The sequence below is a fragment of the Komagataeibacter melaceti genome (genome assembly GCF_003403295.1).
In the GTDB taxonomy this organism is placed as follows: Bacteria; Pseudomonadota; Alphaproteobacteria; order Acetobacterales; family Acetobacteraceae; genus Komagataeibacter; species Komagataeibacter melaceti.
Genome location: NZ_QUWV01000020.1, coordinates 1 through 23217, shown reverse-complemented (window position 1 = coordinate 23217; position 23217 = coordinate 1). Strand labels below are relative to the sequence as shown.

General features: G+C 64.3%; 27 protein-coding genes. 20 read left to right on the top strand and 7 right to left on the bottom strand.

Features of this window, described 5'->3' with window-relative positions; all coding sequences use genetic code 11:
- The first annotated feature begins 24 nt into the window (after positions 1 to 24).
- From dxr to gloA, 9 genes are all read left to right on the top strand, one after another.
- Complete coding sequence (dxr, locus tag DY926_RS02235; RefSeq protein WP_116701902.1) at positions 25 to 1182, top strand: 1-deoxy-D-xylulose-5-phosphate reductoisomerase; 1158 nt, start codon at positions 25 to 27, stop codon at positions 1180 to 1182.
- Positions 1183 to 1230: 48 nt separating this feature from the next.
- Positions 1231 to 2340 carry an RIP metalloprotease RseP gene (gene rseP, locus DY926_RS02230; protein WP_116701901.1) on the top strand — a complete coding sequence of 370 codons (1110 nt, stop codon included), beginning with the start codon at positions 1231 to 1233 and terminating at the stop codon, positions 2338 to 2340.
- A 192-nt stretch (positions 2341 to 2532) separates the two neighbouring features.
- Positions 2533 to 4950, top strand: a complete 2418-nt coding sequence (gene bamA / locus DY926_RS02225; protein WP_116701900.1) for an outer membrane protein assembly factor BamA — start codon at positions 2533 to 2535, stop codon at positions 4948 to 4950.
- A 7-nt stretch (positions 4951 to 4957) separates the two neighbouring features.
- Complete coding sequence (locus DY926_RS02220; RefSeq protein ID WP_116701949.1) at positions 4958 to 5806, top strand: OmpH family outer membrane protein; 849 nt, start codon at positions 4958 to 4960, stop codon at positions 5804 to 5806.
- Positions 5807 to 5816: 10 nt separating this feature from the next.
- Complete coding sequence (gene lpxD, locus DY926_RS02215) at positions 5817 to 6902, top strand: UDP-3-O-(3-hydroxymyristoyl)glucosamine N-acyltransferase (protein ID WP_116701899.1); 1086 nt, start codon at positions 5817 to 5819, stop codon at positions 6900 to 6902.
- Between the two features lie 92 nt (positions 6903 to 6994).
- On the top strand, positions 6995 to 7480 hold the full coding sequence (gene fabZ, locus DY926_RS02210) for a 3-hydroxyacyl-ACP dehydratase FabZ (RefSeq protein WP_116701948.1): 486 nt from the start codon (positions 6995 to 6997) through the stop codon (positions 7478 to 7480).
- Between the two features lie 135 nt (positions 7481 to 7615).
- Positions 7616 to 8467, top strand: a complete 852-nt coding sequence (gene lpxA / locus DY926_RS02205) for an acyl-ACP--UDP-N-acetylglucosamine O-acyltransferase (protein ID WP_116701898.1) — start codon at positions 7616 to 7618, stop codon at positions 8465 to 8467.
- A complete protein-coding gene (locus tag DY926_RS02200; RefSeq protein WP_116701897.1) occupies positions 8457 to 9320 on the top strand; it encodes an LpxI family protein in 864 nt (287 codons plus the stop codon). The genes lpxA and DY926_RS02200 overlap by 11 nt, the downstream gene beginning before the upstream one ends.
- A 20-nt stretch (positions 9321 to 9340) precedes the next feature.
- Positions 9341 to 9730, top strand: a complete 390-nt coding sequence (gene gloA, locus DY926_RS02195; RefSeq protein ID WP_116701896.1) for a lactoylglutathione lyase — start codon at positions 9341 to 9343, stop codon at positions 9728 to 9730.
- 19 nt (positions 9731 to 9749) lie between these two features.
- Here gloA and DY926_RS02190 read toward each other — a convergent pair whose 3' ends face one another.
- Positions 9750 to 9977 (bottom strand): hypothetical protein, encoded by a 228-nt coding sequence (locus DY926_RS02190; protein WP_241503011.1) that lies wholly within the window; start codon positions 9975 to 9977, stop codon positions 9750 to 9752.
- 151 nt (positions 9978 to 10128) lie between these two features.
- On the opposite strand from DY926_RS02190, the gene rpmH reads away from it, so the two are divergent.
- The 9 genes from rpmH (at position 10129) to DY926_RS02145 (ending at position 17203) form a co-directional block, all read left to right on the top strand.
- Positions 10129 to 10263, top strand: coding sequence for a 50S ribosomal protein L34 (rpmH, locus tag DY926_RS02185; RefSeq protein WP_007399178.1), 135 nt, complete (start codon positions 10129 to 10131; stop codon positions 10261 to 10263).
- A 45-nt stretch (positions 10264 to 10308) separates the two neighbouring features.
- Positions 10309 to 10689, top strand: a complete 381-nt coding sequence (gene rnpA / locus DY926_RS02180; protein ID WP_408886026.1) for a ribonuclease P protein component — start codon at positions 10309 to 10311, stop codon at positions 10687 to 10689.
- A 29-nt stretch (positions 10690 to 10718) separates the two neighbouring features.
- A complete protein-coding gene (yidD, locus tag DY926_RS02175; RefSeq protein WP_196778562.1) occupies positions 10719 to 10982 on the top strand; it encodes a membrane protein insertion efficiency factor YidD in 264 nt (87 codons plus the stop codon).
- Complete coding sequence (yidC, locus tag DY926_RS02170) at positions 10982 to 12733, top strand: membrane protein insertase YidC (RefSeq protein ID WP_116701892.1); 1752 nt, start codon at positions 10982 to 10984, stop codon at positions 12731 to 12733. Before yidD ends, yidC begins: the two co-directional genes overlap by 1 nt.
- 14 nt (positions 12734 to 12747) lie before the next feature.
- Entirely contained in the window at positions 12748 to 13425 is a 678-nt protein-coding gene (gene yihA / locus DY926_RS02165; RefSeq protein WP_116701891.1) for a ribosome biogenesis GTP-binding protein YihA/YsxC, read from the top strand.
- 68 nt (positions 13426 to 13493) lie between these two features.
- Entirely contained in the window at positions 13494 to 14399 is a 906-nt protein-coding gene (gene argB / locus DY926_RS02160; RefSeq protein ID WP_116701890.1) for an acetylglutamate kinase, read from the top strand.
- A gap of 136 nt (positions 14400 to 14535) precedes the next feature.
- Complete coding sequence (gene dapD, locus DY926_RS02155; protein WP_116701947.1) at positions 14536 to 15384, top strand: 2,3,4,5-tetrahydropyridine-2,6-dicarboxylate N-succinyltransferase; 849 nt, start codon at positions 14536 to 14538, stop codon at positions 15382 to 15384.
- A gap of 20 nt (positions 15385 to 15404) precedes the next feature.
- A complete protein-coding gene (gene dapE / locus DY926_RS02150) occupies positions 15405 to 16559 on the top strand; it encodes a succinyl-diaminopimelate desuccinylase (RefSeq protein ID WP_116701889.1) in 1155 nt (384 codons plus the stop codon).
- Positions 16559 to 17203, top strand: a complete 645-nt coding sequence (locus tag DY926_RS02145; RefSeq protein WP_186336042.1) for a hypothetical protein — start codon at positions 16559 to 16561, stop codon at positions 17201 to 17203. The genes dapE and DY926_RS02145 overlap by 1 nt, the downstream gene beginning before the upstream one ends.
- Positions 17204 to 17236: 33 nt before the next feature.
- Here the strand turns inward: DY926_RS02145 and truA are convergent, their stop codons facing one another.
- From truA to def, 3 genes are all read right to left on the bottom strand, one after another.
- Positions 17237 to 18058 (bottom strand): tRNA pseudouridine(38-40) synthase TruA, encoded by an 822-nt coding sequence (gene truA, locus DY926_RS02140; protein WP_116701887.1) that lies wholly within the window; start codon positions 18056 to 18058, stop codon positions 17237 to 17239.
- Positions 18051 to 18986 carry a methionyl-tRNA formyltransferase gene (fmt, locus tag DY926_RS02135; protein WP_116701886.1) on the bottom strand — a complete coding sequence of 312 codons (936 nt, stop codon included), beginning with the start codon at positions 18984 to 18986 and terminating at the stop codon, positions 18051 to 18053. The genes truA and fmt overlap by 8 nt, the downstream gene beginning before the upstream one ends.
- Before the next feature lie 75 nt (positions 18987 to 19061).
- Positions 19062 to 19604, bottom strand: coding sequence for a peptide deformylase (gene def, locus DY926_RS02130; protein WP_116701885.1), 543 nt, complete (start codon positions 19602 to 19604; stop codon positions 19062 to 19064).
- A 226-nt stretch (positions 19605 to 19830) separates the two neighbouring features.
- Here def and DY926_RS02125 point away from each other — a divergent pair, with 226 nt between their 5' ends.
- Together DY926_RS02125 and DY926_RS02120 are read left to right on the top strand one after the other, a co-directional pair.
- Positions 19831 to 20304 carry an Hsp20 family protein gene (locus DY926_RS02125; RefSeq protein WP_116701884.1) on the top strand — a complete coding sequence of 158 codons (474 nt, stop codon included), beginning with the start codon at positions 19831 to 19833 and terminating at the stop codon, positions 20302 to 20304.
- 82 nt (positions 20305 to 20386) lie between these two features.
- The gene (locus DY926_RS02120) at positions 20387 to 20650 is read left to right on the top strand and encodes a DUF1150 family protein (RefSeq protein WP_116701883.1); all 264 of its coding nucleotides are present in this window, start codon (positions 20387 to 20389) and stop codon (positions 20648 to 20650) included.
- 76 nt (positions 20651 to 20726) lie between these two features.
- Here the strand turns inward: DY926_RS02120 and hpf are convergent, their stop codons facing one another.
- From hpf to DY926_RS02105, 3 genes are all read right to left on the bottom strand, one after another.
- Positions 20727 to 21347, bottom strand: a complete 621-nt coding sequence (hpf, locus tag DY926_RS02115; RefSeq protein ID WP_116701882.1) for a ribosome hibernation-promoting factor, HPF/YfiA family — start codon at positions 21345 to 21347, stop codon at positions 20727 to 20729.
- A 279-nt stretch (positions 21348 to 21626) separates the two neighbouring features.
- The gene (gene lptB, locus DY926_RS02110; RefSeq protein WP_116701881.1) at positions 21627 to 22409 is read right to left on the bottom strand and encodes an LPS export ABC transporter ATP-binding protein; all 783 of its coding nucleotides are present in this window, start codon (positions 22407 to 22409) and stop codon (positions 21627 to 21629) included.
- Positions 22406 to 23217: LptA/OstA family protein (locus DY926_RS02105; RefSeq protein WP_241503010.1), on the bottom strand; the 812-nt coding region annotated here is incomplete at its 5' end. The genes DY926_RS02105 and lptB, both read right to left, overlap by 4 nt.

The window sequence follows — 23217 nt, the reverse complement described above, 5'->3', positions numbered from 1 at the left end:
GATGTTTTGGGGAATGACGTTATAATGAAGACAGTTTCCGTTCTGGGCTGTACGGGCAGCATTGGCTGTTCCACCGTGGACCTGCTGCTCCAGGCACCCGAGAAGTTCCGCACCGTGGCGCTGGTGGGCGGGCGCAATGTGACCCGTCTGGCCGAGCAGGCGCGTGCGCTGGGTGCGCGGCGTGCGGTCATTGCCGATGAGAAGCTGCTGCCCGAACTGGAAACCCTGCTGGCTGGCAGCGGCGTGGAAACCGCCGGTGGCCGCGCCGCCGTGATCGAGGCCGCGGCCCTGCCGGTGGACTGGACCATGGCCGCCATCACGGGGGCCACCGGGCTGGAGCCGACGCTGGCTGCGGTGCGTAACGGAAAGTCCGTGGCGCTGGCCAACAAGGAAGCACTGGTCTGCGCGGGTGATGTCATGCTCCGCGCGGTGGCGGAGGCGGGTGCGACCCTGCTGCCCGTCGATTCCGAGCATAACGCGGTATTCCAGTCGATGGCGGACAAGCAGGCGGGTGAGGTCGAACAGATCATCCTGACCGCTTCCGGCGGCCCGTTCCGCCGCGCCACGCTGGAAGAAATGGAAAAGGCCCCACTGGAAGCCGCGCTCAAGCACCCCACATGGACCATGGGCTCCAAGATCACCATCGATTCCGCCACCATGTTCAACAAGGGGCTGGAACTGATCGAAGCGGCGCGCCTGTTCAACGTGACGGAGGACAAGCTGGGCGTGGTCGTGCACCCGCAATCCGTGGTGCATGGCATGGTGCAGTACACCGACGGCTCGATCGTGGCGCAGCTTGGCTCGGCCGACATGCGTATTCCCATTGCCCATACGCTGGCCTGGCCCGCGCGCATGCCCACCAATTCGCCGCGCCTGGATCTGGCCGCGCTGGCGCGCCTTGATTTCGAGGCCCCCGATGAGGTCCGGTTCCCCGCGCTGCGCCTTGCACGCGAATCCCTGCGTGCGGGTGGGGCTGCTCCCGCCATCCTGTCGGGTGCGAATGAAATTGCGGTGGAAGCCTTCCTGAAGCGCGAAATCGGGTTTCTGGATATTGCGCGTATTGTCGAGGATGTGATGCAATCACTTGGCGCGCAGCGGGCCGACACGCTGGAGGAAGTGCTGCACTGGGACCATGAGGCCCGTCGTGTCGCCCGCCTTCGCACGGTTGCGCGCGCGGCCTGATATGATTCTGGATGGTCTTTCAGGCCATCGGGAGATAGCGTAGCGACCATGCATGATCTGATCCGGACTGTTCTGGCCTTTTCCCTGGTTCTGGGGGTTCTGGTTTTCATTCACGAGCTTGGTCACTACCTTGCCGCGCGCTGGCGTGGCGTGCATGTGGAGGTATTCTCGATCGGTTTCGGCCGTCCGCTCCTGCGCTGGCATGACAGCGTGGGCACGGAATGGCGCCTGTGCCCCGTGCCGTTGGGTGGCTATGTCCGCCCGCACGGATTCGAGGGACCGGAAGACGCGACCGAGGAACAGAAAGCCGCCTGGCAGCAGGGTCGCACGTTTCACGACAAGCCGGTCCTCTCGCGGGCGATCGTGATCGTCGCGGGGCCGGTCTTCAACTTCCTTCTCGCCATTGTCCTGTTTACCGGGCTGTTCGCCATGTCCGGGCAGCCGCATATCCTCAATCAGGTCGCGCAGGTGCTGCCCGGCAGCGCCGCCGCCACGGCAGGCGTGGAAAAGGGCGATGAGATCGTGCGCGTGGGCACGCATGCGGTGCGTGACGTGACCGATCTCCAGTCCTTCGTCAGCGGGCAGGCGGGGGCGCAGACCACGCTTACGGTTCACCGCAACGGGGCGGATGTGACGCTGCCGGTCCATATTGGCAGCGTGGCTGAAAAGGGCGCGGCCGCTCATGGGCAGATCGGCGTGTCCTTTGCTGCTGAAATGGGCCGGCCGCAGCCTCTGCCGCAGGCTTTCGTCTCTGCGGTGAAGGAGACGTGGCATGTCTCGGTCCAGACGCTGGACGGGCTGTGGCAGATGATCAGCGGCCAGCACAGCACGAAAGACCTTGGCGGCCCGCTGCGCATTGCCCAGATGTCGGGCCAGGTGGCGCAGTATGGCCTGTCCAGCCTGGTCTCGTTCATGGCGCTGCTTTCGATCAACCTCGGGCTGATCAACCTGTTCCCGGTGCCGATTCTGGATGGCGGGCGGCTGGTATTTTATATATTTGAGGCCATTCTGGGCCGGCCGGTTTCGCGCCGCGTGCAGGAGGTCAGCTTTCAGGCCGGGTTTGCGCTTATAGCCGGACTGTTTCTGTTCTCGACATTTAACGATCTGTCACATTTCGGCCTGTTTCAGTGGCTCGCCTCGCGCGCCGGCCAGGGCTAAGGTGCACCGTGTGACACAAGTGCTTGCACATTGTGGCGGATATCGGATAGGTCCGCCACGAAAGCTGATACATGACAGGAAGGGAGCCGGCCCTCCATCCGGTCTTAATGCATGGCTGATCCGCATGCCGAATGGTGAGGAATAGCGATTTTGTCGAGTAAACGTTCAGCGCTGCTTGCGTCTGTCTGCGTTGTGCCGCTGTTCTGGACAGCCAGTGCCTACGCACAGGAAGAAGCGGCACAGGACAACACACCATTCAGCGGGGATATGGCGCCGGGCGATGCGGGACAGCAGGCGCCCGAGATCGAGCCAATCAAGCCGCCGCCGCTTGAAGACCCGATCGAGGCGGTGGACATCAAGGGCAACAGCCGGATCGAGACCAGCACCATCCTGTCCTACATGGTGGTGCAGCCGGGTGACCGCTTCAATCAGGACCTGCTGGACCGTTCGCTCAAGACCCTTTACGCCACGGGCCTGTTCCATGACGTGACGCTCAAGCGTCTGGGCAACGTGCTGGAAGTGCACGTGGTTGAAAACCCCATCGTCAACCGCATCGTGTTCGAGGGCAATCATTCCGCCAAGGACGAGGACCTGACCAAGGTCATCTCGCTGCGTCCGCGCGCGGTCTATTCCCCGCAGGGCATCGCGGCCGACCGGCAGAAGATTCTGGCCGTCTATGCGGAAAAGGCGCGTTACGCCGCCACCGTCACGCCGCAGATCATCCGGCTGGCGCATAACCGCGTGGACGTGATCTTCCATATCAACGAGGCGCAGAAGACCCTTATCAAGAAGGTCACCTTCGTCGGGAACCGCGCCTTCAGCAGCGCGCGGCTGGCGGGGATCGTCTCATCGAAGGAGACGGCGTGGTACCGCTTCTTCGCCTCAAGCGACCAGTACAGCCCCGAGCGCATCAAATACGATGCCGAACTGCTGCACCGCTTTTACCTGAAAAACGGCTTTGTCGATTTCCAGATCAAGAACGCCACGGGTGAACTCTCACCGGACCGCAAGTCCTTCTACATCACCTATACGATGGAAGAGGGGCCGCGTTACCGCCTGAACAGGATGGACGTGCGCTCGTCCCTGCGCCATGTGACCGGCGAGTCCATGCGCAAATACATCACCCTGTTCCACAACCAGTGGTACGATGGCAGCGCGATCGAGCACAACGCCACCAACATGCAGGAGATGCTGCAGGGCAAGGGCTATCCCTTCGCCATGGTCCATCCCGAAATTGCCCGTAACCCGGAAAAGCGTACGGTCAACCTGCTGTTCGACATAAGCGAAGGCCCGCGCATGTATGTCGAGCGCATCGACATCAACGGCAACACCATCACGCAGGACAAGGTGATCCGCCGCCAGTTGCCCATGGCCGAAGGCGACCCGTACACGCCGCTTGACCGCAAATATTCCAAGATGATCCTGGAAGATCTGGGGTTCTTCAAAACCGTCTCGATCGACCAGACCCCCGGCTCCGCGCCGGACAAGGTCAACATCTCGGCCGATGTGGTGGAAAAGCCGACGGGCGAGTTCTCGCTGGGTGGCGGTTACTCGACCGATGCGGGCGTGCTGGGCAACCTTGGGCTCAAGCAGCATAACCTGCTGGGCACCGGCATTGACGCGGGCTTTACCGGCACCGCGGCGTATTATGAAGATCAGGCCGACATCTCGCTGACCGATCCCTACTTCCTCAACCGCAACCTTGTGGCGGGTGTGGATCTTTTCGGTATCCAGAACCGTTACATGACCTACCAGAGCTATTCGGAAGGGCGGTACGGCATCACGCTGCGCATGGGGTATTCCTATAACAATCGCCTGTCGCAGTCGTGGAGCTACACGCTGACCGATCGTAACGTGGGCGATACATGGTCGGATTCATCGTACTACGTTCTGGACCAGGCGGGCTGGTCCCTGCTGTCACAGCTCAGCACCACGCTGACCTATGATACGCGCGACCGGCGCCAGCAGCCGCACAAGGGCTTCGTGATCCGCGTGGGTGGTGACTTCGCCGGTATCGGCGGGAACGAACGCTACCTGCGTGGCAAGATTGATGCGGCCTATTATGTCCCGCTTGACAGCATCATGGGCAACCATGACTGGACGGTGGAAATGCGCGGCGGCGTGGGTGACATCATGAACTGGGGCGGTGGCCGCAGTGACATCATCGATAACTTCTATCTGGGCGGCACCACGCTGCGCGGGTTCATGGATGGTGGTGTCGGGCCGCGAAGCATGGCCATTTCCGCGCGTGACGGTAACCCCATGCACTCGCAGGAAGACTTTCTGGGTGGCCGGTTCCTCTATACCGCTTCGGCCACGGTGCATTTCCCCATTCCGTTTGCTTCCGCCATGGGCCTGAGCGGGCGTTATTTCGTTGATATGGGCGGACTTGATGGCCTGCGCGTGCGTAACCGCTATACATCCATGAAGGACTGGCCCAAATATACTCCTGTCTATGGCGATACACTCACGCCTCGCGTCTCGACCGGTGTCGGCATTGCGTGGAAAAGCCCGTTCGGGCTCGTGAATATCGATCTGGGCGTCCCGCTGGTCCGTCAGGAGCATGACAGGACGCAGTTGCTCCGCTTTGGCTTCGGCCAACAATTCTGAGGTGATAATGTTGCGTAAATCCGGCATCCGTCTGCTTGCCGCAACCGCTCTGCTCGGGTGGGGAACTCTGATCGTGCCGGGGGCGCATGCCCAAAGCGCGGGAGGGGGGAATGCCGGCTGGTTCGTGCCCAAGGCCTCCCAGCCCGCCGCACATGCTCCCCAGCATGAGGCCGCAGCCCCCGTGCCGCTGCCCGCCGCACCCGCCGCCGATAGCGAGGAAGCGCAGTCGCAGAACCCGCCGATCCTGCCCCTGCCGCCCGTGCCCAAGGCGCCGGACGTGGCCAAGAGTGCGCCGCCCCCGGCCCCGATCATCGGCGTGATCAGCGTGCCTGATGTCATGCGCCTGTCTTCCGCCGCCCAGCAGGCCGAGCGCGTGCTTGGCGCCCGGCGTGACGATCTGGCGCATGATGCGCAGAAGGAGCAGGCCGGCTGGCGTGATGAGCAGCAGAAGCTGCAGGGCCAGGCGCGCACCATGTCGTCTGACCAGATCCAGGCCAGTGAGCGCAAGCTGCAGGAACGTGTGATCGCGGCGCAGAAGGATTTCCGCAACCGCAACCGCATCATTCAGGAAGCGGCACAGGTCTCGCTGGGGCAGATCGAGCGTGAACTGGTCCAGATCATCCGGCAGGTCGCGGCCAGCCGTGGCATGAACCTTGTGCTGCATCGTGAACAGGTCGCCCTGAGCCAGGAAAGCCTCGACATCACGCAGCAGGTGGCCAGCGAGCTGAATGCGGTGCTGCCCACGGTCTTCATCCCGGCTGCCGACGTGGACCCCGAGGTACTGGCCAAATCGGGCACCATGCCCACCACGGCGGACGCCAACACGCCCGCCCCGGCCGCGCCTGCCAAGCATTAAGGTCTGTTTGATGACAGTGACGCCGGATAACGTACCGGGTGATTCGCGTTTTTTCGTAACGCACGGGCCTTTCGGGCTGGAGGCGCTGGCGCAGTGCAGCGGGGCCGAGCTGCGGCCCGCGGCTGATGGCGCGGGTGTGGGCCGCCAGTTCACGGGCATCGCGCCGCTTCAGTCCGCCACGCGCGATCAGGTCAGCTTTCTTGATAACCGGCGCTATCTCCCCCTGCTGGAGGGGACGGGGGCCGGGGCGGTGATCGTCGCCCCCGCCTTTGCCGACAAGGTGCCCGCCCATGCGGCGGTTCTCGTCTCCCGCGCGCCGTATCAGGCCTGGGCGCGCGTGGCTTCCCTGTTCTACCCGCCGCCGCCGGTCCAGCCGGGCATTCACCCCACGGCGGTGCTGGGGGAAGGGTGTGATGTTGACCCGACCGCCGCCATCGGTCCCTTTGCCGTGCTGGGTGACCGGGTGCGTGTTGGCGCGGGCGTGGATATTGGCGCGCATGTCACCATTGGCGCGGGCGTGGAAATTGGGGCACGCTGCCGTATCGGCGCGCATGTGGCCATTTCCCATGCCCTGCTGGGCGAGCGCGTGACGCTGCTGCCCGGTGCGCGGATCGGGCAGGACGGGTTCGGCTTTGCGGTAACGCCGGAAGGCTTCGAGAGCGTGCCGCAGCTTGGCCGTGTCATTCTGGAGGACGGGGTCGAGATCGGGGCCAATTCCACCGTGGATCGCGGCTCGATCCGTGATACCGTGATCGGCGCTGGCTCGCGCCTCGACAATCTGGTGCAGATTGGCCATAATGCGCGGCTGGGACGCTGTTGTATCGTGGTGTCCCAGGCTGGTATTTCCGGTTCGACCGAACTGGGTGACTTCGTGACGGTCGCGGCGCAGGCCGGGCTTATCGGACATATCAAGATCGGTGCCAAGGCCCGGATCGGGGCGCAATGTGGTGTCATGTCCGATGTGGAGGCCGGGGCCGATGTGATCGGCAGCCCGGCCATGCCATTTCGGGAGTTTTTCCGGAATGTGGCGTTTCTGCGTCGGATGGCCAAAAAAACGACGCAGGATGGAGGTAGCGAAAAGGCCGACAAAGCCTGATTGCCTGTCGCTGTCAGATATTCAACCGGTAGGAGGCGCCTGTTCCGTCTGGTGGCAGGCTTCCCTCCTGACCGAACAAGTGGTTGGACGACGTGGATAAAGAAGTAGAGGCATTGCCCGCGGACGCAATACCTGCGGTCCTGGAATCGATTGACATCATGCGGATCATGGAAGCGATTCCCCATCGCTATCCGTTCCTGCTGATTGATCGCATGGTTGATATCGTGCTGGGGCAGTCAGCGGTCGGCATCAAGAATGTCACGGTGAATGAACCGCATTTCCAGGGGCACTTCCCGGCGCGCCCTGTCATGCCGGGCGTGCTGATCATCGAGGCCATGGCCCAGACGGCGGCAACCCTGGTGGTGCTGACGCTTGGACAGGCGTTTGAAGGCAAGCTGGTCTATTTCATGACGATAGACGGCGCGAAATTCCGCCGCCCTGTCGGCCCGGGCGACCAGCTGCGCATTCATGTCGAGAAAGAACGCAGCCGCGCCAATGTGTGGAAGTTCAAGGGTGTGGCGCGGGTTGATGGCGTCTCCGTTGCCGAGGCGACGTTCAGCGCCATGATCATGGGCTAATCCTGCACGAAATGGCCGCGACCATCGTCCTGCCCCAGGGGGGAGGGGACGGGTGGCGGCCTTTGGGTCTGTAACCCATGGTTACCTGCGGCGAGGGAGGCTATTCTGGCAGGAAGTTCACCTAACGGTACCCAGATGGATGAACGGCGTGGGAAGTCGCCTGAAATCCATCCGTCATCCATCGTATCCAGCCATGCCCGGATTGGCAGCGGGGTCCGGATCGGGCCGTGGTGCACGGTCGGGCCGGATGTCGTGATCGGGGATAATGTCGAACTGATCTCGCATGTGGTCGTCGACGGTCACACCACATTGGGCGAGGGCGTTGTCTGCTACCCCTTCACCAGCGTGGGCATGGCCCCACAGGACCTGAAATACAGGGGCGAGCCGACCGGCTGCAACATCGGCGCGCGCACCACCATACGTGAGAACGTGACCATCCATCGCGGCACGGCCACCGGCACGGGCATGACCCGCATCGGGGAGGACTGCCTGATCATGGCCAACTCCCACGTGGCGCATGACTGCACACTGGGTCGGGGCGTGATTATCGTGAACAACGTGGTCATGGGCGGCCATGTGGTGATTGGTGACGATGCGCGCATCATGGGGGCGGCGGCGCTGCACCAGTTCGTGCGTATTGGCCATGCGGCGCTGGTGGGCGGCGTGTGTGGGGTCGAGGCCGATGTCATCCCCTATGGCAGCGTGCTGGGCAACCGCGCGCGTCTGGTTGGGCTGCACTGGATCTGGCTGCGCCGCAACGGCGTCATGCCTGATGAGATACGGCGGATGCGCCAGGCCTTCCGTGCGCTGTATCCCAAGGTGGCCCACGCCACCGGGGCAGTGTTTCAGGACCGTCTGGAGCATGTGCGCAAGGCCTATGCCGATGATGCGCGCGTGGTTGAAATCCTTGATTTTATCGCAGCCCCCAGCCATCGCGGCCTTGTGCGTGTCCAGAGCGGGGACATGATCGAGAGTGATGGCGCCTGAACCGGCGCTGTCTCGCCCCGATACGCCCTGTGTGGGCATTCTGGCCGGCGGCGGCCCGCTGCCCGGTCAGGTCGCCCGCGCGGTGGCGCAGGCGGGTGGGCGCGTTTTCATTGTCGGGTTTGAAGGTTTTGCCGAGCCCGATGTGATCGGCCCCTGGCCCCATCGTATGATCCGGCTGGCTGCGGCGGGTGAAATCCTGTCCGCGCTGCACGAGCACGGATGCCGTGACCTTGTGCTGATCGGCCCGGTGCGGCGTCCCTCCTTTCTCAACCTGCGGCCTGATGCGACGGGTGCGCGGATTCTCGCGCGTATCGGCAAGGCGCTGTTTGCGGGTGATGACGGCCTGCTGGGCGCGATCGTGCGCGTGCTGGGCGAGGAAGGGTTCACCATTCGTGGCGCGCATGAATATCTGGCAGGCTCCGTTGCGCGGCATGGGGTGATGGGGCGGATGGCACCCGATGATGCCGCCCGCGCGGATATTGACCTTGGCCGGAAGGTCGTCCGCCAGCTTGGCGCGCTGGATATCGGCCAGGGCTGCGTGGTGCAGGGGGGACTCGTGCTGGCGGTCGAGGCGCTGGAAGGCACGGACCGGATGCTTGAACGTGTCGCGGCCCTGCGGCAACCTGACCGTCCCGGTGGTGTTCTGGTCAAGATGGCCAAGCCGGGTCAGGAACGGCGTGCCGATCTGCCGACAATCGGGCCACGCACCCTTGCGGGCGCCATGGCGGCGGGGCTGCGTGGCATCGCCCTTGAGGCCGGGGCCACGCTCATTACCGACCCTGCCGCGTGCATCGACATGGCGGATGAGGCGGGCCTGTTCCTGATGGGCATCAATAGCGGGAACGAAAAATAACCCGAAGGGAGAACGTAAGAATGGGAACCTACCTGCATACCATGGTGCGCGTGCGCAACCTTGATGCGAGCCTGGCCTTCTATCGCCTGCTGGGCATGCATGAACTGCGCCGCAAGGAAGTGCCGGAAGGCAAGTACACCCTCGCTTTCATCGGCTATAGCGATAACGAGGCCGGGCAGGCCGAAATCGAACTGACCTATAACTGGGGTCAGGATGATGGCTATGACGTTGGCACCGGATTCGGCCATTTTGCGGTGGGCGTGCCCGATGTCGCCGCCATGGTGGAAAAGGTGCGTGCGGGTGGCGGAAAGGTCACGCGTGAGGCGGGGCCGGTCAAGTTCGGCACCACCGTCATCGCCTTTGTGGAAGACCCGGACGGCTACAAGATCGAACTGATCGAAAAGCGCTGAGGTTTCAGGGGGCTGGCTGTTACGGCCGGCCCGTGCCCAGCAGGCGGCGCATGGCCGCAAGGTCGCGCGTGGCGGCGTCCAGCGCGTCCAGAATGGCCTGTGCGGCCTTGCGGGTGGCCGCGTCCTGACTGAGCGCCAGCACATCCGCCTGCAGCATGGCGGGTGAGAGATGGCCCCGGATGTCATGGATATGCCGCCGCAGCGCGTCATCCATGGCGGGGGCGGGGTCATGGGCGGGAGTGGTCATGAAATCCATCCGGTTCGGGCAGAAAGGACCGGCAGCATTGACGTTGCCGGAAAGCGGCAGTATAAGGCGCCGCTCGGGCCTTCCGTGTCATACGGGGCCTGTGGAATTTATTCCGTAACCTGTCTGTCATTGTCAATCTGGGAGTGCCGTTGTGAAGCGCACGTATCAACCCTCGAAGCTGGTCCGCAAGCGTCGCCACGGCTTCCGTTCGCGTATGGAAACCGTTGGTGGCCGCAAAGTTGTTGCAAACCGTCGCAGCAAGGGCCGCAAGCGTCTTTCTGCCTGAGGCAGGTGACGTCTGTACGTTCCGGGTGCCTTTGTGCCCGGAACCATGAATGTCTCTACAAAGGGGCGGCTTAAAGTGGCCGAAAAGTCCACGCGTCTTAAAAAACGTGCCGAGTTCCTGCGGGTTGCGGCAAAAGGCCGCAAGGCTCCCGTGCCGGGACTGGTGCTACAGGCGCTTGAACGCGGTGACACGGAAGCTGCCCGGTACGGTTTTACCGTTACCAAAAAAGTGGGCAACTCCGTCGTGCGCAATCGTGCGCGGCGACGCCTGCGGGAAGTTGTAAGGCTGGTCGGCCGCGAAACGGCGCTTGCGGGCGTTGATATCGTGGTCATTGGCCGGTCCGGCACATGCGGGCGGCGATTCGATGCCCTTATGGGCGATTATCGCAAGGCCCTGCGCAAGGCCGGAGTAAAGGAAGAATCGTGATTACGTCTTCCCCAGGTCTGGCCGCCCGAATGTTGCGCGCGCTCATCCGCGCGTACCAACTGGTAATCCGCCCCGTGTGGGGCGCGCATTGCCGTTTCGTTCCTTCATGCAGTCATTACGCACGCGACGCCATTGCCCAACATGGGGCGATGCGGGGCAGTGTGCTGGCCGGGTGGCGCATCCTGCGCTGCAACCCGTGGAATGCGGGTGGTCATGACCCCGTTCCCGGCACGGCCTGTGGATGTGGCATGCATGACTCCATAAAAAACAGTAAAAGTCTGGCGGGTCGCTGATGGATATCAAGCGTTTTATGGTGGCAACATTACTGTCTGCCGTGGTGCTGGTTGGTTTTGAGTATTTCCTGCCTCAGCAGAACCATAAGACGGTGGAACAGCAGGCCCCCGCAGGCGCGCCCGCCCTGCCGCCCGTGGCGGATGCCGGTGCGGCCCCGACTCCAGCCGCCGTGGCGGATGACGGCCGGTCCGACCCGCGCGTCGCGATCGACGCCGACCGGGTGCATGGCTCGCTCGACCTGCGTGGCGCGCGTCTCGATGACCTCGTGCTCAAGAACTATCACGAGACCGTAAAGGACGGCAGCCCGCTGGTGCGCGTGCTGGAGCCGCGCGGCAAGGACCAGCCCAACCTCGTCGAGGTCGGCTGGGCCAATGTCAGCGGCGCGCAGGTGCGCGTGCCGGACTCCAACACCCTGTGGACCGCCGACCATGACACGCTGACACAGGCGCAGCCCGTGACCCTGAGCTGGGATAACGGGCAGGGCCAGGTGTTCCAGATTACTGTCGCCATCGACCACGACTACATGTTCTCGGTGACGCAGAAGGTGATCAACCACGGTGGCGAGGCTGTTTCCCTCTACCCGTTCTCACGCGTGGAGCGCGGCTACACGCCGGTCGAGACGGGTGGCTACCTTGTGCATGAGGGGCCGATCTCGGTCATTGACCGCAGGCTGGACGAAAGCTCGTACAAGTCCCTGCGCAAGGGTGCCGTGCCGCCGGGCAACATCGCGTGGAGCAAGTCGGGCCAGGGCGGCTGGGCCGGCATTACCGACAAGTACTGGCTGACCGCCGTGGTCCCGCAGCAGGATAGCGACGTGGCGGGTAACTATGCCTACCAGTCCGCCGGGGGCGACAAGGGCACGTATGAGGTGGGCTTTACCGCCCGCGCGCCGCTGGTGGTCGCGGCGGGTGGCGAGGCGGCTACCGCCAGCCATGTCTTTGCCGGTGCGAAGGAAGTGCCGCTGCTGGAAAAATACGAGTCCAGCCTGCATATCCCCGATTTCTGGAAAGCGGTGGATTTCGGCTGGTTCGCGTTCCTGACGCGTCCGATCTTTACCGTGCTGGACTGGCTGAACACCATGCTGGGCAACTTTGGCCTCGCACTCATGGCGTTCACCCTGCTGGTCAAGGCGCTGTTCTTCCCGCTGGCGACCAAGCAGTTCCACTCCATGGGCAAGATGCGCCAGCTCCAGCCCAAGATCAAAGCCCTGCGTGAGCGCTACAAGGATGACCAGATGGCGCTCAACCAGCAGATGATCGGGCTGTACAAGCAGGAAGGTGTCAACCCCGCCAGCGGCTGCCTGCCCATGCTGCTGCAGATCCCGGTGTTCTGGTGCCTCTATAAGGACCTGTACGTCACGATCGAGATGCGCCATGCGCCCTTCTTTGGCTGGATTCACGATCTTTCGGCATTTGACCCGACAAACCTGTTCACCCTGTTCGGGCTGATCCCTTGGGACCCGTCGGTCATCTCGCCCATGCTCCAGCTTGGCCTGTGGCCCATCGCGTTCGGGCTGACCATGTTTGCCCAGCAGCGTCTCAACCCCGCCCCGGCGGCTGACCCGGCGCAGCAGAAGATGTTCCAGTTCATGCCGATCATCTTCACCTTCTTCATGGCGCGGCAGCCCTCGGGCCTGGTGATCTACTATTGCTGGAACAACCTGCTCACCATGGCGCAGCAGACGGTCATCCAGCGGCGCATGAACCGGGGCGCGGGCGGCAAGACGGCACTTCCGGCCGGGAAGAAATAACCACAGGGACCAAGATGGTGGATTTCACTTCCCCCACACCGACGCCGGAAGAACAGGAACGCGACCGGGAAATCGGGCGCGTGCTGTTTTCGGGCGAGTTCAATTTCGTCTTCGGCGCGCAGAAGCTGGGCCAGCTTCCTGACCCGCTCCTGCCCGAGATCGCGTTCGCGGGCCGCTCCAACGTGGGCAAGTCCAGCCTGATCAACGCCCTGACCGGGCGGCGGGCGCTGGCGCGTGCGTCCTCGCAGCCGGGGCGGACCAAGCAGCTCAATTTCTTTGAGCTGGCCGACCGCCTGACGCTGGTGGACATGCCGGGCTACGGATTCGCTAAGGCGGCCAAGGACGTCAAGGATGACTGGCAGGGGATGATGTTCTCCTACCTGCGCGGCAGGCCCACGCTGCGCCGCGTCGTGCTGCTGCTGGACAGCCGGGTGGAGCTCAAGGAGTCGGATGGGGAAATCATGAAGCTGCTGGACCGCGCCGCCGTGACGTTTCAGGTGGTGCTGACCAAATGTGACGTGCCAAAGCCCAATGCGCTTGCGGCCAAGCTGCGTGCGGTCAGCGAGGTCGTGGCCACGCATGCCGCCGCCTTCCCTGAGGTACTGGCCACCAGCAGCCAGACCGGCATGGGGATAGAGGTGCTGCGAGCGGAACTGGCCCGCCTGGCCAACCCGGCGCGGGCGGGAATGTAGTTCCGGCCCATGGTGGCGTGGTCGGCAGGCATGGATATTCAGCAGTCAGGAGCGAAGGGACCGTTCGGATGACAGGAACAGGACCGGGCGACCGGGAAGCACAGGTACGGGCCGAGGTTCTGGCCAGGGCGCTGCCGTATCTGCGCCGCTATGCGGGTGATACGGTGGTCGTGAAATATGGTGGCAGCGCGATGGTCGATACCTCGCTTTCCACCGCGTTTGGCCATGACATCGCGCTGCTCAAGCAGGTTGGCGTCAACCCCGTGGTGGTTCATGGCGGCGGCCCGCAGATCAGCGCCATGCTCAAGCGCCTGCAGATCGAATCCACCTTCATCGACGGCCTGCGCGTGACCGATGCCGCCATGATCGACGTGATCGAGATGGTGCTGGGTGGCAAGGTGAACAAGCAGGTGGCGGGCCTGATTAACCGCGCCGGTGCGCTGGCGGTGGGCATTTCCGGCCTTGATGGCGGCCTGATTTCCGCCCGCAGGCTCCAGCGCCGCGCGCGTGAGGGCGGTGTCGAGACCGATCGCCTGCTGGATCTGGGTTTTGTGGGTGAACCGACCCGCATCGACCCGCGCGTGATCTATGCGCTGTCCGGCTCGGGCCTGATCCCCGTCATCGCGCCCATCGGCGTGGGTGAACAGGGCGAGACCTACAACATCAATGCCGATACGGCAGCGGGCGCGATTGCGGGGGCGATCAACGCCAGCCGCCTGCTCATGCTGACGGACGTGCCCGGCGTGCTGGATGGTGAGGGTAAGCTGATCCCGGAACTGACGGCGGAAGACGCGCGCCGTGGCATTGCCAGTGGCATGATTTCCGGCGGCATGATCCCGAAGGTCGAGACCTGCCTCGAGGCCGTGCGCGCGGGCGCCAAGGCCGCCGTCATCCTTGATGGCCGGGTGCAGCATTCCTGCCTGCTCGAACTGTTCACCGAAGCTGGCCCCGGAACGCTGATCCGCGGCGCGTGACCGGCTGTATCCATGGCAGGGGGGATCGGGGCAATCGTTGACATTGCCCATGATCCTTCGCATGGTCCGCAGTCAAATTGATCCGGCCCCGGTGGCTTCCGCCGGGGGGAGCAGCCCCATACAGGATTTTGCAAACATGACCGATACATCCCTCCAGAGCCAGATCGAGGCCCTGTGGGAGCGTCGCGAGACGCTGTCCACCGCCACCACCGGCGCTGACCGTGATGCCGTTGAGGCCGCGCTTTCGGCGCTGGATTCCGGCAAGCTGCGTGTCGCGACACCGGGGGCCGATGGCTGGGTTGTCAATGAATGGCTGAAAAAGGCCGTGCTGCTGTCCTTCCGCCTCAATGACAACCGCCTGGTTGAAGGTGGTGGCGCCGGTGCGCCGAGCTATGACAAGGTACCGCTGAAATTCGCGGGCTGGGACCAGGCGGCATTTGCTGGTGCGGGCTTCCGTGCGGTGCCGGGTTCCATCGTGCGCCGTTCGGCCTTCATCGCGCCGGGTGTCGTGCTCATGCCCAGCTTTGTCAACGCCGGTGCGTATGTCGATAGCGGCACGATGGTCGATACGTGGGTTACGATCGGTAGCTGCGCGCAGATCGGCAAGAACTGCCACATCAGCGGTGGCGTCGGGATTGGCGGCGTGCTGGAGCCGCTGCAGGCCGCACCCGTCATTATCGAGGACGGCTGCTTCATCGGCGCACGTTCCGAAGTGGCGGAAGGCGTGGTGGTCGAACGTGGCAGCGTGCTGTCCATGGGCGTGTTCCTTGGCGCCTCCACCAAGATCGTGGACCGCGCCACGGGTGAGGTCTTCATGGGCCGCGTCCCGGCCTATTCCGTGGTCGTGCCCGGCACGCTGCCGCCGCGCCAGGCGACATCGGCCGATGGCAAGCCGCTGCCGTCGCTGGATTGCGCCGTGATCGTTAAGCGCGTGGATGAGCGCACCCGCTCCAAGACGTCGATCAACGACCTGCTGCGCGGCTGAACGGCATGAGCGATGACGGAATGGCCATCACGGAACAGGACCCCGGTGGTGTTGTCACCCTCGCGCGTGACCTGATCCGCTGCCCTTCCGTCACGCCCGATGATGGCTGCGGCATTGCCGCGCTGGCCGCTGTGCTGGAGCGGATCGGCTTCAGCGTGACCCTTCTGCCGTTTGGCGAGGGCGCGGCCCGCACGCCCAACCTGTTCGCGCGCATTGGCACCGGCCAGCCCCATCTGTGCTTTGCCGGGCATACGGATGTGGTGCCCGTGGGGGATGCTGACTGGAGTCATGACCCCTTTGGTGGGGAAATCCATGGCGGCATCCTGTTCGGGCGCGGCGCGTGCGACATGAAGGGTGGCATCGCCGCCTTTGTCGCGGCGGTCAGGCTGTACCTGAACCGGCATCCACGGCCACAGGGTTCGATCAGCCTGCTCATTACCGGTGATGAGGAAGGCCCCGCCACCAACGGCACCGTGCGCGTGCTGGAATGGATAGAAAAGCAGGGGCAGATACCCGATTTCTGCCTTGTGGGTGAACCGACCAATCCTGCCGGGATGGGGGAGGTCATCAAGATCGGCCGGCGTGGCAGCCTGAACGCCCGCATCACCGTCAACGGAACGCAGGGGCATGTGGCCTATCCGCACCGCGCGGATAATCCCGTGCACCGGCTTCTGGCGCTACTGGGTGAACTGACGGCGGCCCCGCTGGATACGGGCAGCGAGTGGTTCGAGCCCTCCAGCCTGCAGGTCACGAGCATTGATGTGGGCAACACGGCCACCAATGTCATTCCCGCCCGGGCTGTGGCGCGGCTGAACATCCGCTTCAATGACCTGCATACCGGGGCGGATCTGTCGGGCTGGATACGTACCGTTACCGCCCGGCATGCCCCGGGGGCTGACATTCACATCGCGATCAGTGGCGAATCCTTCCTGACCGAACCACATGAACCGGTGGAGGCGCTGCGGGCCGCCGTGCGCGACGTGACCGGCCAGGTGCCCCGGCTTGATACGGGGGGCGGCACGTCCGATGCCCGCTTCATCAGCCGTTACTGCCCCGTGGCCGAATTCGGGCTGGTGGGAACGAGCATGCACAAGGCGGACGAGCATGTCAGTCTGGCCGACCTGAAGCAGTTGACGGCGATCTATGCCGGTTTTCTTGAAAAGGTAATGCGCTAATGTCTGAACGCGGCCCATCTCCCGACCCGAATGGAGCGGGGCTAGGCGGTATCCTCCGGGGAATGCTGCTGCTCGGGCGGGGCCGTGCGGAAGGTATCGCCTATTTCGGCAATACGCGCGATTCCGTGCTGTCGGCGCTGGCGCCGCGGCTTGCGCTGTGGCTGGTTGGCGGCGGGCTGACCATTGGCTATGCCCCGCAGCCCATAAGCGGGGTCAAGGTGCTGTTTGCACTATGCCTGATCCTGCTGCCCGCGGTGGTGACCCATGCGCTGGCGAAGCGCTGGAAGCGCGAGGGGCTGTGGCTGCGCTATATCACCGCCGCATGGTGGACGGACTGGGTCACGCTGCTTGCGGGGCTGGTGGTGGCGCTGCTGATGGCGCTGGCGTCGCCGCAGTTGCTGGAATCGCCCACGGGTGAACTGATCCTGAACGGGATCGAGTTCGCCTACAGCCTGTGGCTGACATGGTACGTGGCACGGGTGGGGCTGCTGCTGCGGCGCGGGCAGGCCGTGCTGCTGGTGCTGGCCATTATTGGCAGCCTTGGGCTGCTGGCCGCCGTGACGGCGCTGTTCTCACCCGATCAGCGAGCCTGGCACGAATTCCTGTATCCCCTGCTCATGCAGCAGCAGGGCGGCGGCCACTGACATCCGCGCCCGCCCCGGTGCAGGGGCGGGGTGCTAGCGGGTGAAGGGGTTGTCCTCGTACCCCACTTCCGTCAGGCATAGCCCGTCTGGCGGGGCGGTGGGGCCAGCGGCCCGGCGGTCACGCGCGGCAAGGGCCTGTTCCACACGTTCGGGCGCCCATCGGCCTTCGCCCACCAGTTTCAGCGTGCCCGCCATGTTGCGGACCTGATGGTGCAGGAACGAGCGGGCCCGCGTTTCGATCACGACATATTCGCCCTCTCGCCGCACATCGAGTTGGTCGAGCGTGCGTATGGGGCTGCGGGCCTGACAGGCCGTGGCGCGGAAGGATGTGAAATCATGCCGCCCCCTCAACGCGCTGGCGGCCTGCTGCATCAGCGAGACATCCAGCGGTGACTTGACGTGCCAGACGCGCCCCACCTCCAGCGCCGGGCGCGCCGCGCGGTTGAGGATACGGTAGCGATAGGCGCGCGCATTGGCGGAAAAGCGGGCATTCCACTGCGGCAGCACCGGACGCGCCATGAGGATGACCACCGGGTGCGGCTTCATGTAGAAATTCAGCCCGTCGCGCACCGTCGCGCTGGACAGCGTGACATCGGCGGGAAAATCCAGATGCGCGACCTGCCCGCTGGCATGCACGCCTGCATCGGTCCGTCCGGCGGTGATGCTGGGCACGTTCCGGCCTGCGGTGAGCTTGCGCGCGGCCCCTTCCAGCAGGCCCTGTATGGATATGAGGCTATCCACCGGCTGGCGCTGCCAGCCGATGAAGTCGCGGCCATCATATTCCATCAGCACGGCCCACCGGCATACGGATGGCGGTGCGGCGTCACCGGGGCGGGGGGCGGAGGCTTCAGGCATCGCCTGCCTCCGTGCCGAAGCATGTGCCGGGGGGGACAGCCTGCCCACGCAGGAAGTCGGCCGTATCCATCATGCCACGCCCGGGGCGTTGCAGGCGGGTGATGCGCAGCAGCGTGCCCGCGCCACAGGCTACAAGCAGGCGGTCATCCACAACCGTGCCCGGCTGGGCCTGTGTCGTGCCGGGTGCGGGGATTGCCGCACCGATCTTGATGACCTGCCCGTCCAGCACGGTAAACGTGCCGGGCCACGGGGTCAGGGCACGGACCTGTCGGTCGATCTGGATGGCGGGGCTGGTCCAGTCAATGCGCCCGTCCTCCCGGCTCAGGCGCTGCACGTAAGTCACGCCGGTTTCCGGCTGCGGCGTGCCGGTCGTGGGCAGCAGGCGCAGGGCTTCCACGATCAGGCGGCCCCCCATGGCGGCCAGATCATCATGCAGGCTGGTGGCGGTGGTATGCTCCGTCAGCGCCACGCGGTCGCGCAGCAGCATGGCGCCCGTATCCAGCCCGGCATCCATCTGCATGATGGTGACACCGCTTTCACTGTCACCGGCCAGTATGGCGGCCTGTATGGGGGCGGCCCCCCGCCAGCGCGGCAGCAGGCTGGCATGGATGTTCAGGCAGCCGTGAACGGGGGCGTCCAGCATCGTGGCGGGCAGGATCAGTCCGTAGGCCGCGACCACGGCGGCATCCAGTTGCAGGGCACGGAAATGCGCCTGTTCTTCCGTATTGCGGCGCAGGCCCGCTGGCGTGCGTACCGGAATGCCCAGCGCCAGCGCCGCCTCATGCACGGGGGAGGGGCGCAGTTTCTTCCCCCGGCCCGCCGGGCGGGGGGGCTGGCTATAGACGGTTACGATCTCGTGCCCGGCCGCGTGCAGGGCATGCAGGGCCGGTACGGCAAAGTCGGGCGTGCCCATGAAGGCCAGTCGCATGTGGTGTGGGGTCCGTTCAGGCTGGGCCGGAACCGTCCGCTCACGTCAGGCTCCGGCAGGTGGGCGCGGGCGGGGTCAGTGCTTCTGGCGCTGTTCCTTGGCCAGCCGGCGCATGATCATGTTGCGCTTGAGCGTGGACAGGTGATCAACGAACAGGATGCCCTCCAGGTGGTCGATCTCATGCTGCAGGCAGGTGGCCAGCAGGCCATCGGCCTCGAGTTCATGGCGCTTGCCCTCCATGTCCTGATAGCGCACGCGCACGGCCTCGGGGCGGATGACTTCGGCATACTGGTTGGGCAGGGACAGGCAGCCCTCCTCCCGCGCGGCCATGCTGTCCGTCTCGGCAATCACCTCGGGGTTGATCAGCACGATCGGGTTGCGGCCTTCATCCCTGTCGGACACGTCCACAATGGCGAAGCGCAGGCCCAGCCCCACCTGCGGGGCGGCCAGCCCGATGCCGGGGGCCTGGTACATGGCGGAGAACATGCGGGGGATGGTGGTGCGCAGTTCGCTCATGTCCTCGGGGCGGACAAGGCGGGTTTTCTGGCGCAGGACCGCCTGGGGTGCGACCAGGATCGGCATGGGGGTCGCCTGAGCGATGACATCATGATCAATCATAGTTCGCCATTTAGCGTTTCCGCCTGTGCGATGCCAGAGGTGATGGCGCCAAAAAGCCGATGGCGGTGCTGTTCGCCTTTCGTATGGGGTCCCCTTGCGTATGCCTGTTATTCTCCCATATCGTGAAGGGACGGGAGGCGGATGCCGTTTCGGGTCCGTTTTCTCCGTTTCTTGTCTCGCTCGAGCAGAGGAGGCCGATTTGTCGGGAAGAGTTTTCGGGTCACCCATGTTTCTGGGGTTTGACCATCTGGAGCAGATGCTGGAACGCGCATCGAAAAATGCGTCGGACGGGTATCCGCCCTATAACATAGAGCAGGTCAGTCCAACGACACTGCGCATCACGCTGGCAGTGGCCGGGTTCGTGATGGAAGACCTGCACATCACGCAGGAAGACAACCAGCTCGTCATTCGCGGGCGGCAGAGTGATGACGGGCAGGGCCGGATTTTCCTGCATCGTGGCATAGCGGCGCGCCAGTTCCAGAAGGCGTTCGTACTGGCCGAGGGAATCGAGGTTGGTGGTGCGTGGCTTGATAACGGGCTGCTGCATATCGAACTGCAACGCCCGCAGCCTGAAGTCCGTGTACGCAAGATCGAGATCACCCGCCCGCCCGTGGCGCCGCCGCATGAACGCGTGCCGCCGGTGGTGGATGTGCCCGCCGGGCGCAAGCAACGTGTCGTGAGGGTGATTGACGAGGAGTGACAGCCTGCGCCGTAATGTAACGACCCATGTTGCGATGCAGATGGGAAGGGGCTTCCCCCTTCATGATGCAGGAGATGACGCGATGAGAGTGACAACACAGAATGGTCGGGTACTGCTGCACAACGAGCCGGAAACGCCGGTCGGCAACCCGCATGAAATCAGCATCGGTGAACTGCGCGGCCTGGGTGTGGAATCGGTGGCCTATATCCGTGCGGTCAAGGTGGATGGGGCGAATGCCTTCACCATCCACGCGGCCGACGGCACCCCCATGGCCGTGACCGATGACCGTGACGCGGCGATCAACGCCATCCTCAGCCATGAGATGATACCGGTCCCGCTCCACTAGCCTTTCAACATGCCAGATGGCGCGATGGCCCTGCCCGGATGAACCGGGCAGGGCCATTTTTCATTGGTGAGGCTGTTCAGTGGGTCTGCACGCCCGTCGGGTCGAGCCAGCCGATATTTCCGTCCGGCCTGCGGTAAAGCACATTGACCGTGTCGGTCGCGCTGTTGCGGAAAAGCTGGATATGGCTGTCCGCCAGGTCAAGGCGCATGACCGCCTCGCTCACGCTCAGGGTCGGAATTTCGGTGGGGTGCTCGGCAATGATAGTGGCGTAGGGGCCGGTCGCGGGCAGGGCTGTGTCCTCCTCCTCAACCGGGGTTTCCTCCTCGGTGGCGGCCTCGACCATGCCGGGGCGCAGGACGTAGCCCCGCCCCATTTCGGGCACCTGCTGGCGGGCTTTCATGTGCCCGTGGTTGGTGGCCTTGCGGTGATAGCGGCGCAGGCGGCGGGCAATGTGTTCCGCTGCATCATCAAAGGCGGAATGGGCATCAGCGGCCTCGCCCTCGCCACGCAGGGTCAGGCCGCGCGTGGCGTGGATATTGATGTCACAGGTAAAAAACGAGCGGGCGCGGCTGAAAGTGACGCGCGCTTCCATCGCCTGACCGAAATACTTTTCCGAAATACGGTCCAGATGGGCGCTTACCCGGTGTTTCAGGGCATCGGACAGGTCAATCTGCTTTCCGGCAACACTGATGTGCATAAGGGGCAACTCCTTACATGATCACAGCGCAGTCACGTGCGGGGGGCGGGATACCGTCGGTTACCTATGGCTATGTATAAGGGGGACGTTCCTGCTCCCGTACGGCCTGCATGATAGTGGCTGTTGCGTTGTACCAGTCGGGCACACGATCCCGAACGGGTTCATTTGGGCATGGTTGCACCGTGGCTGTCCATGCCTTCCTTGCATGAAAGGGGACAGGTTTTTATGCGGCAGGGGCCTTGTATGCCCGCCTGCCGCTACAGGTTGCCACCCGTAAGCCTAAAGGGTGAATTTTTCACCAAGATAGACGCGGCGCACATCCTCGTTCGCCACGATTTCCTCGGGCCGCCCCTCCGTCAGAACCTGCCCGCTATGCATGATGTAGGCCCGGTCGATCACTTCCAGCGTCTCGCGCACGTTGTGGTCGGTAATCAGCACGCCAATGCCACGGTCCTTGAGGTGGGCGACCAGATCGCGGATTTCCCCCACCGCGATGGGGTCGATACCCGCCAGCGGCTCATCCAGCAGGACATAATGCGGCTGGCTGGCCAGCGCGCGCGCGATCTCGAGGCGCCTGCGCTCACCACCCGACAGCGCGAGCGAGGGCGAATGGCGCAGCCGGGTAATGCCGAATTCCCCCAGCAGGCCATCAAGCATGGTCTGCCGCCGGTCGGGATCGGATTCGACAATCTCGAGTGCGGCCATGATGTTCTGCTCGACATTCAGCCCACGGAAGATGCTCGATTCCTGTGGCAGGTAACCAATACCCATCCGCGCGCGGCGGTACATGGGCAACTGGGTAATGTCCGCGCCATCCAGCGTGATGGTACCCATGTCGGGCCGCACCAGCCCCACGATCATGTAGAAGCTGGTGGTCTTGCCTGCGCCGTTGGGGCCGAGCAGGGCCACGGCCTCGCCACGCTGCACCTGTAGCGAGACATCGCGCACGACCTGCCGCTTCTTGTAGCTCTTGCCAATGCCGCTGGCGATCAGCCCGGTGGAAGGGGGGGCAACCTGCTCGCTGGTGGTGTCGGGGGCATCCGCCGTGGCTGTCATGTTCATTTTGCTGATCCCTTGTCACCTTTGCCGGCCTGGTTCGGTATGACCAGACCACTGACCCGTGAACCGGGGCTGTCCGTCAGCGTCGCGATATCGGTATGCATGTTCACGATGGCCGCGGAGCCACTGACCTGATTTTCCCCACGTGTGATATGCACGTTGCCCACCAGCCGGGCAATGCCGGTGTCGGGCACATATACGCCCCGGTCGCCCGTTACGGTCTCGGTGCGGGTGCGGATCACGATATGGCCGAATGCGTTCACGTGGTCCATCGTGCCTGCGCCGGGGGCGGGCTTCTCATCGGCCGCCGGGGTGGCCTGAGCAGCATGGTGCGCCGTGTCGGGCTGGGAGGCATCAGGCACCATGTCGGGGTGAATGGTGCCCGTACTGTCCGTGTTTTCATGGGGGTGGCCGCGCTGGGCCTTGGGCCGGTCATAGCCGACAAGGACATCGGCGCGGATCTGCCGCCCGTCATTGGTGGTCAGGGTCGCGTTGCCCCGGGCGACGGACATGTGCTCGTGCGAATGGTATTCCAGCACGTCACGCGCGGTCAGGATGTCCTGTGGCGCGGTCATTTTCAGGTGCTGGCCGGTCAGGACCAGAATGGCCTGGTCCATGTCATACACCGCGTGGTCGCCCCATGCCTGGTCGTTCGTGTTGAAGGCATGGACATGGCCCGTGGCCTCGAGGCGATAGACCTCGCTCGCCCCGCCGCCGGAACCGGGCTGGCTACCACCACTCCCATCCGGGCCTGTCCCCGCCGCATCGCCACCGGGTGCGCCCCGGGGCGTGGGGGCATCGGGGGTGGGCA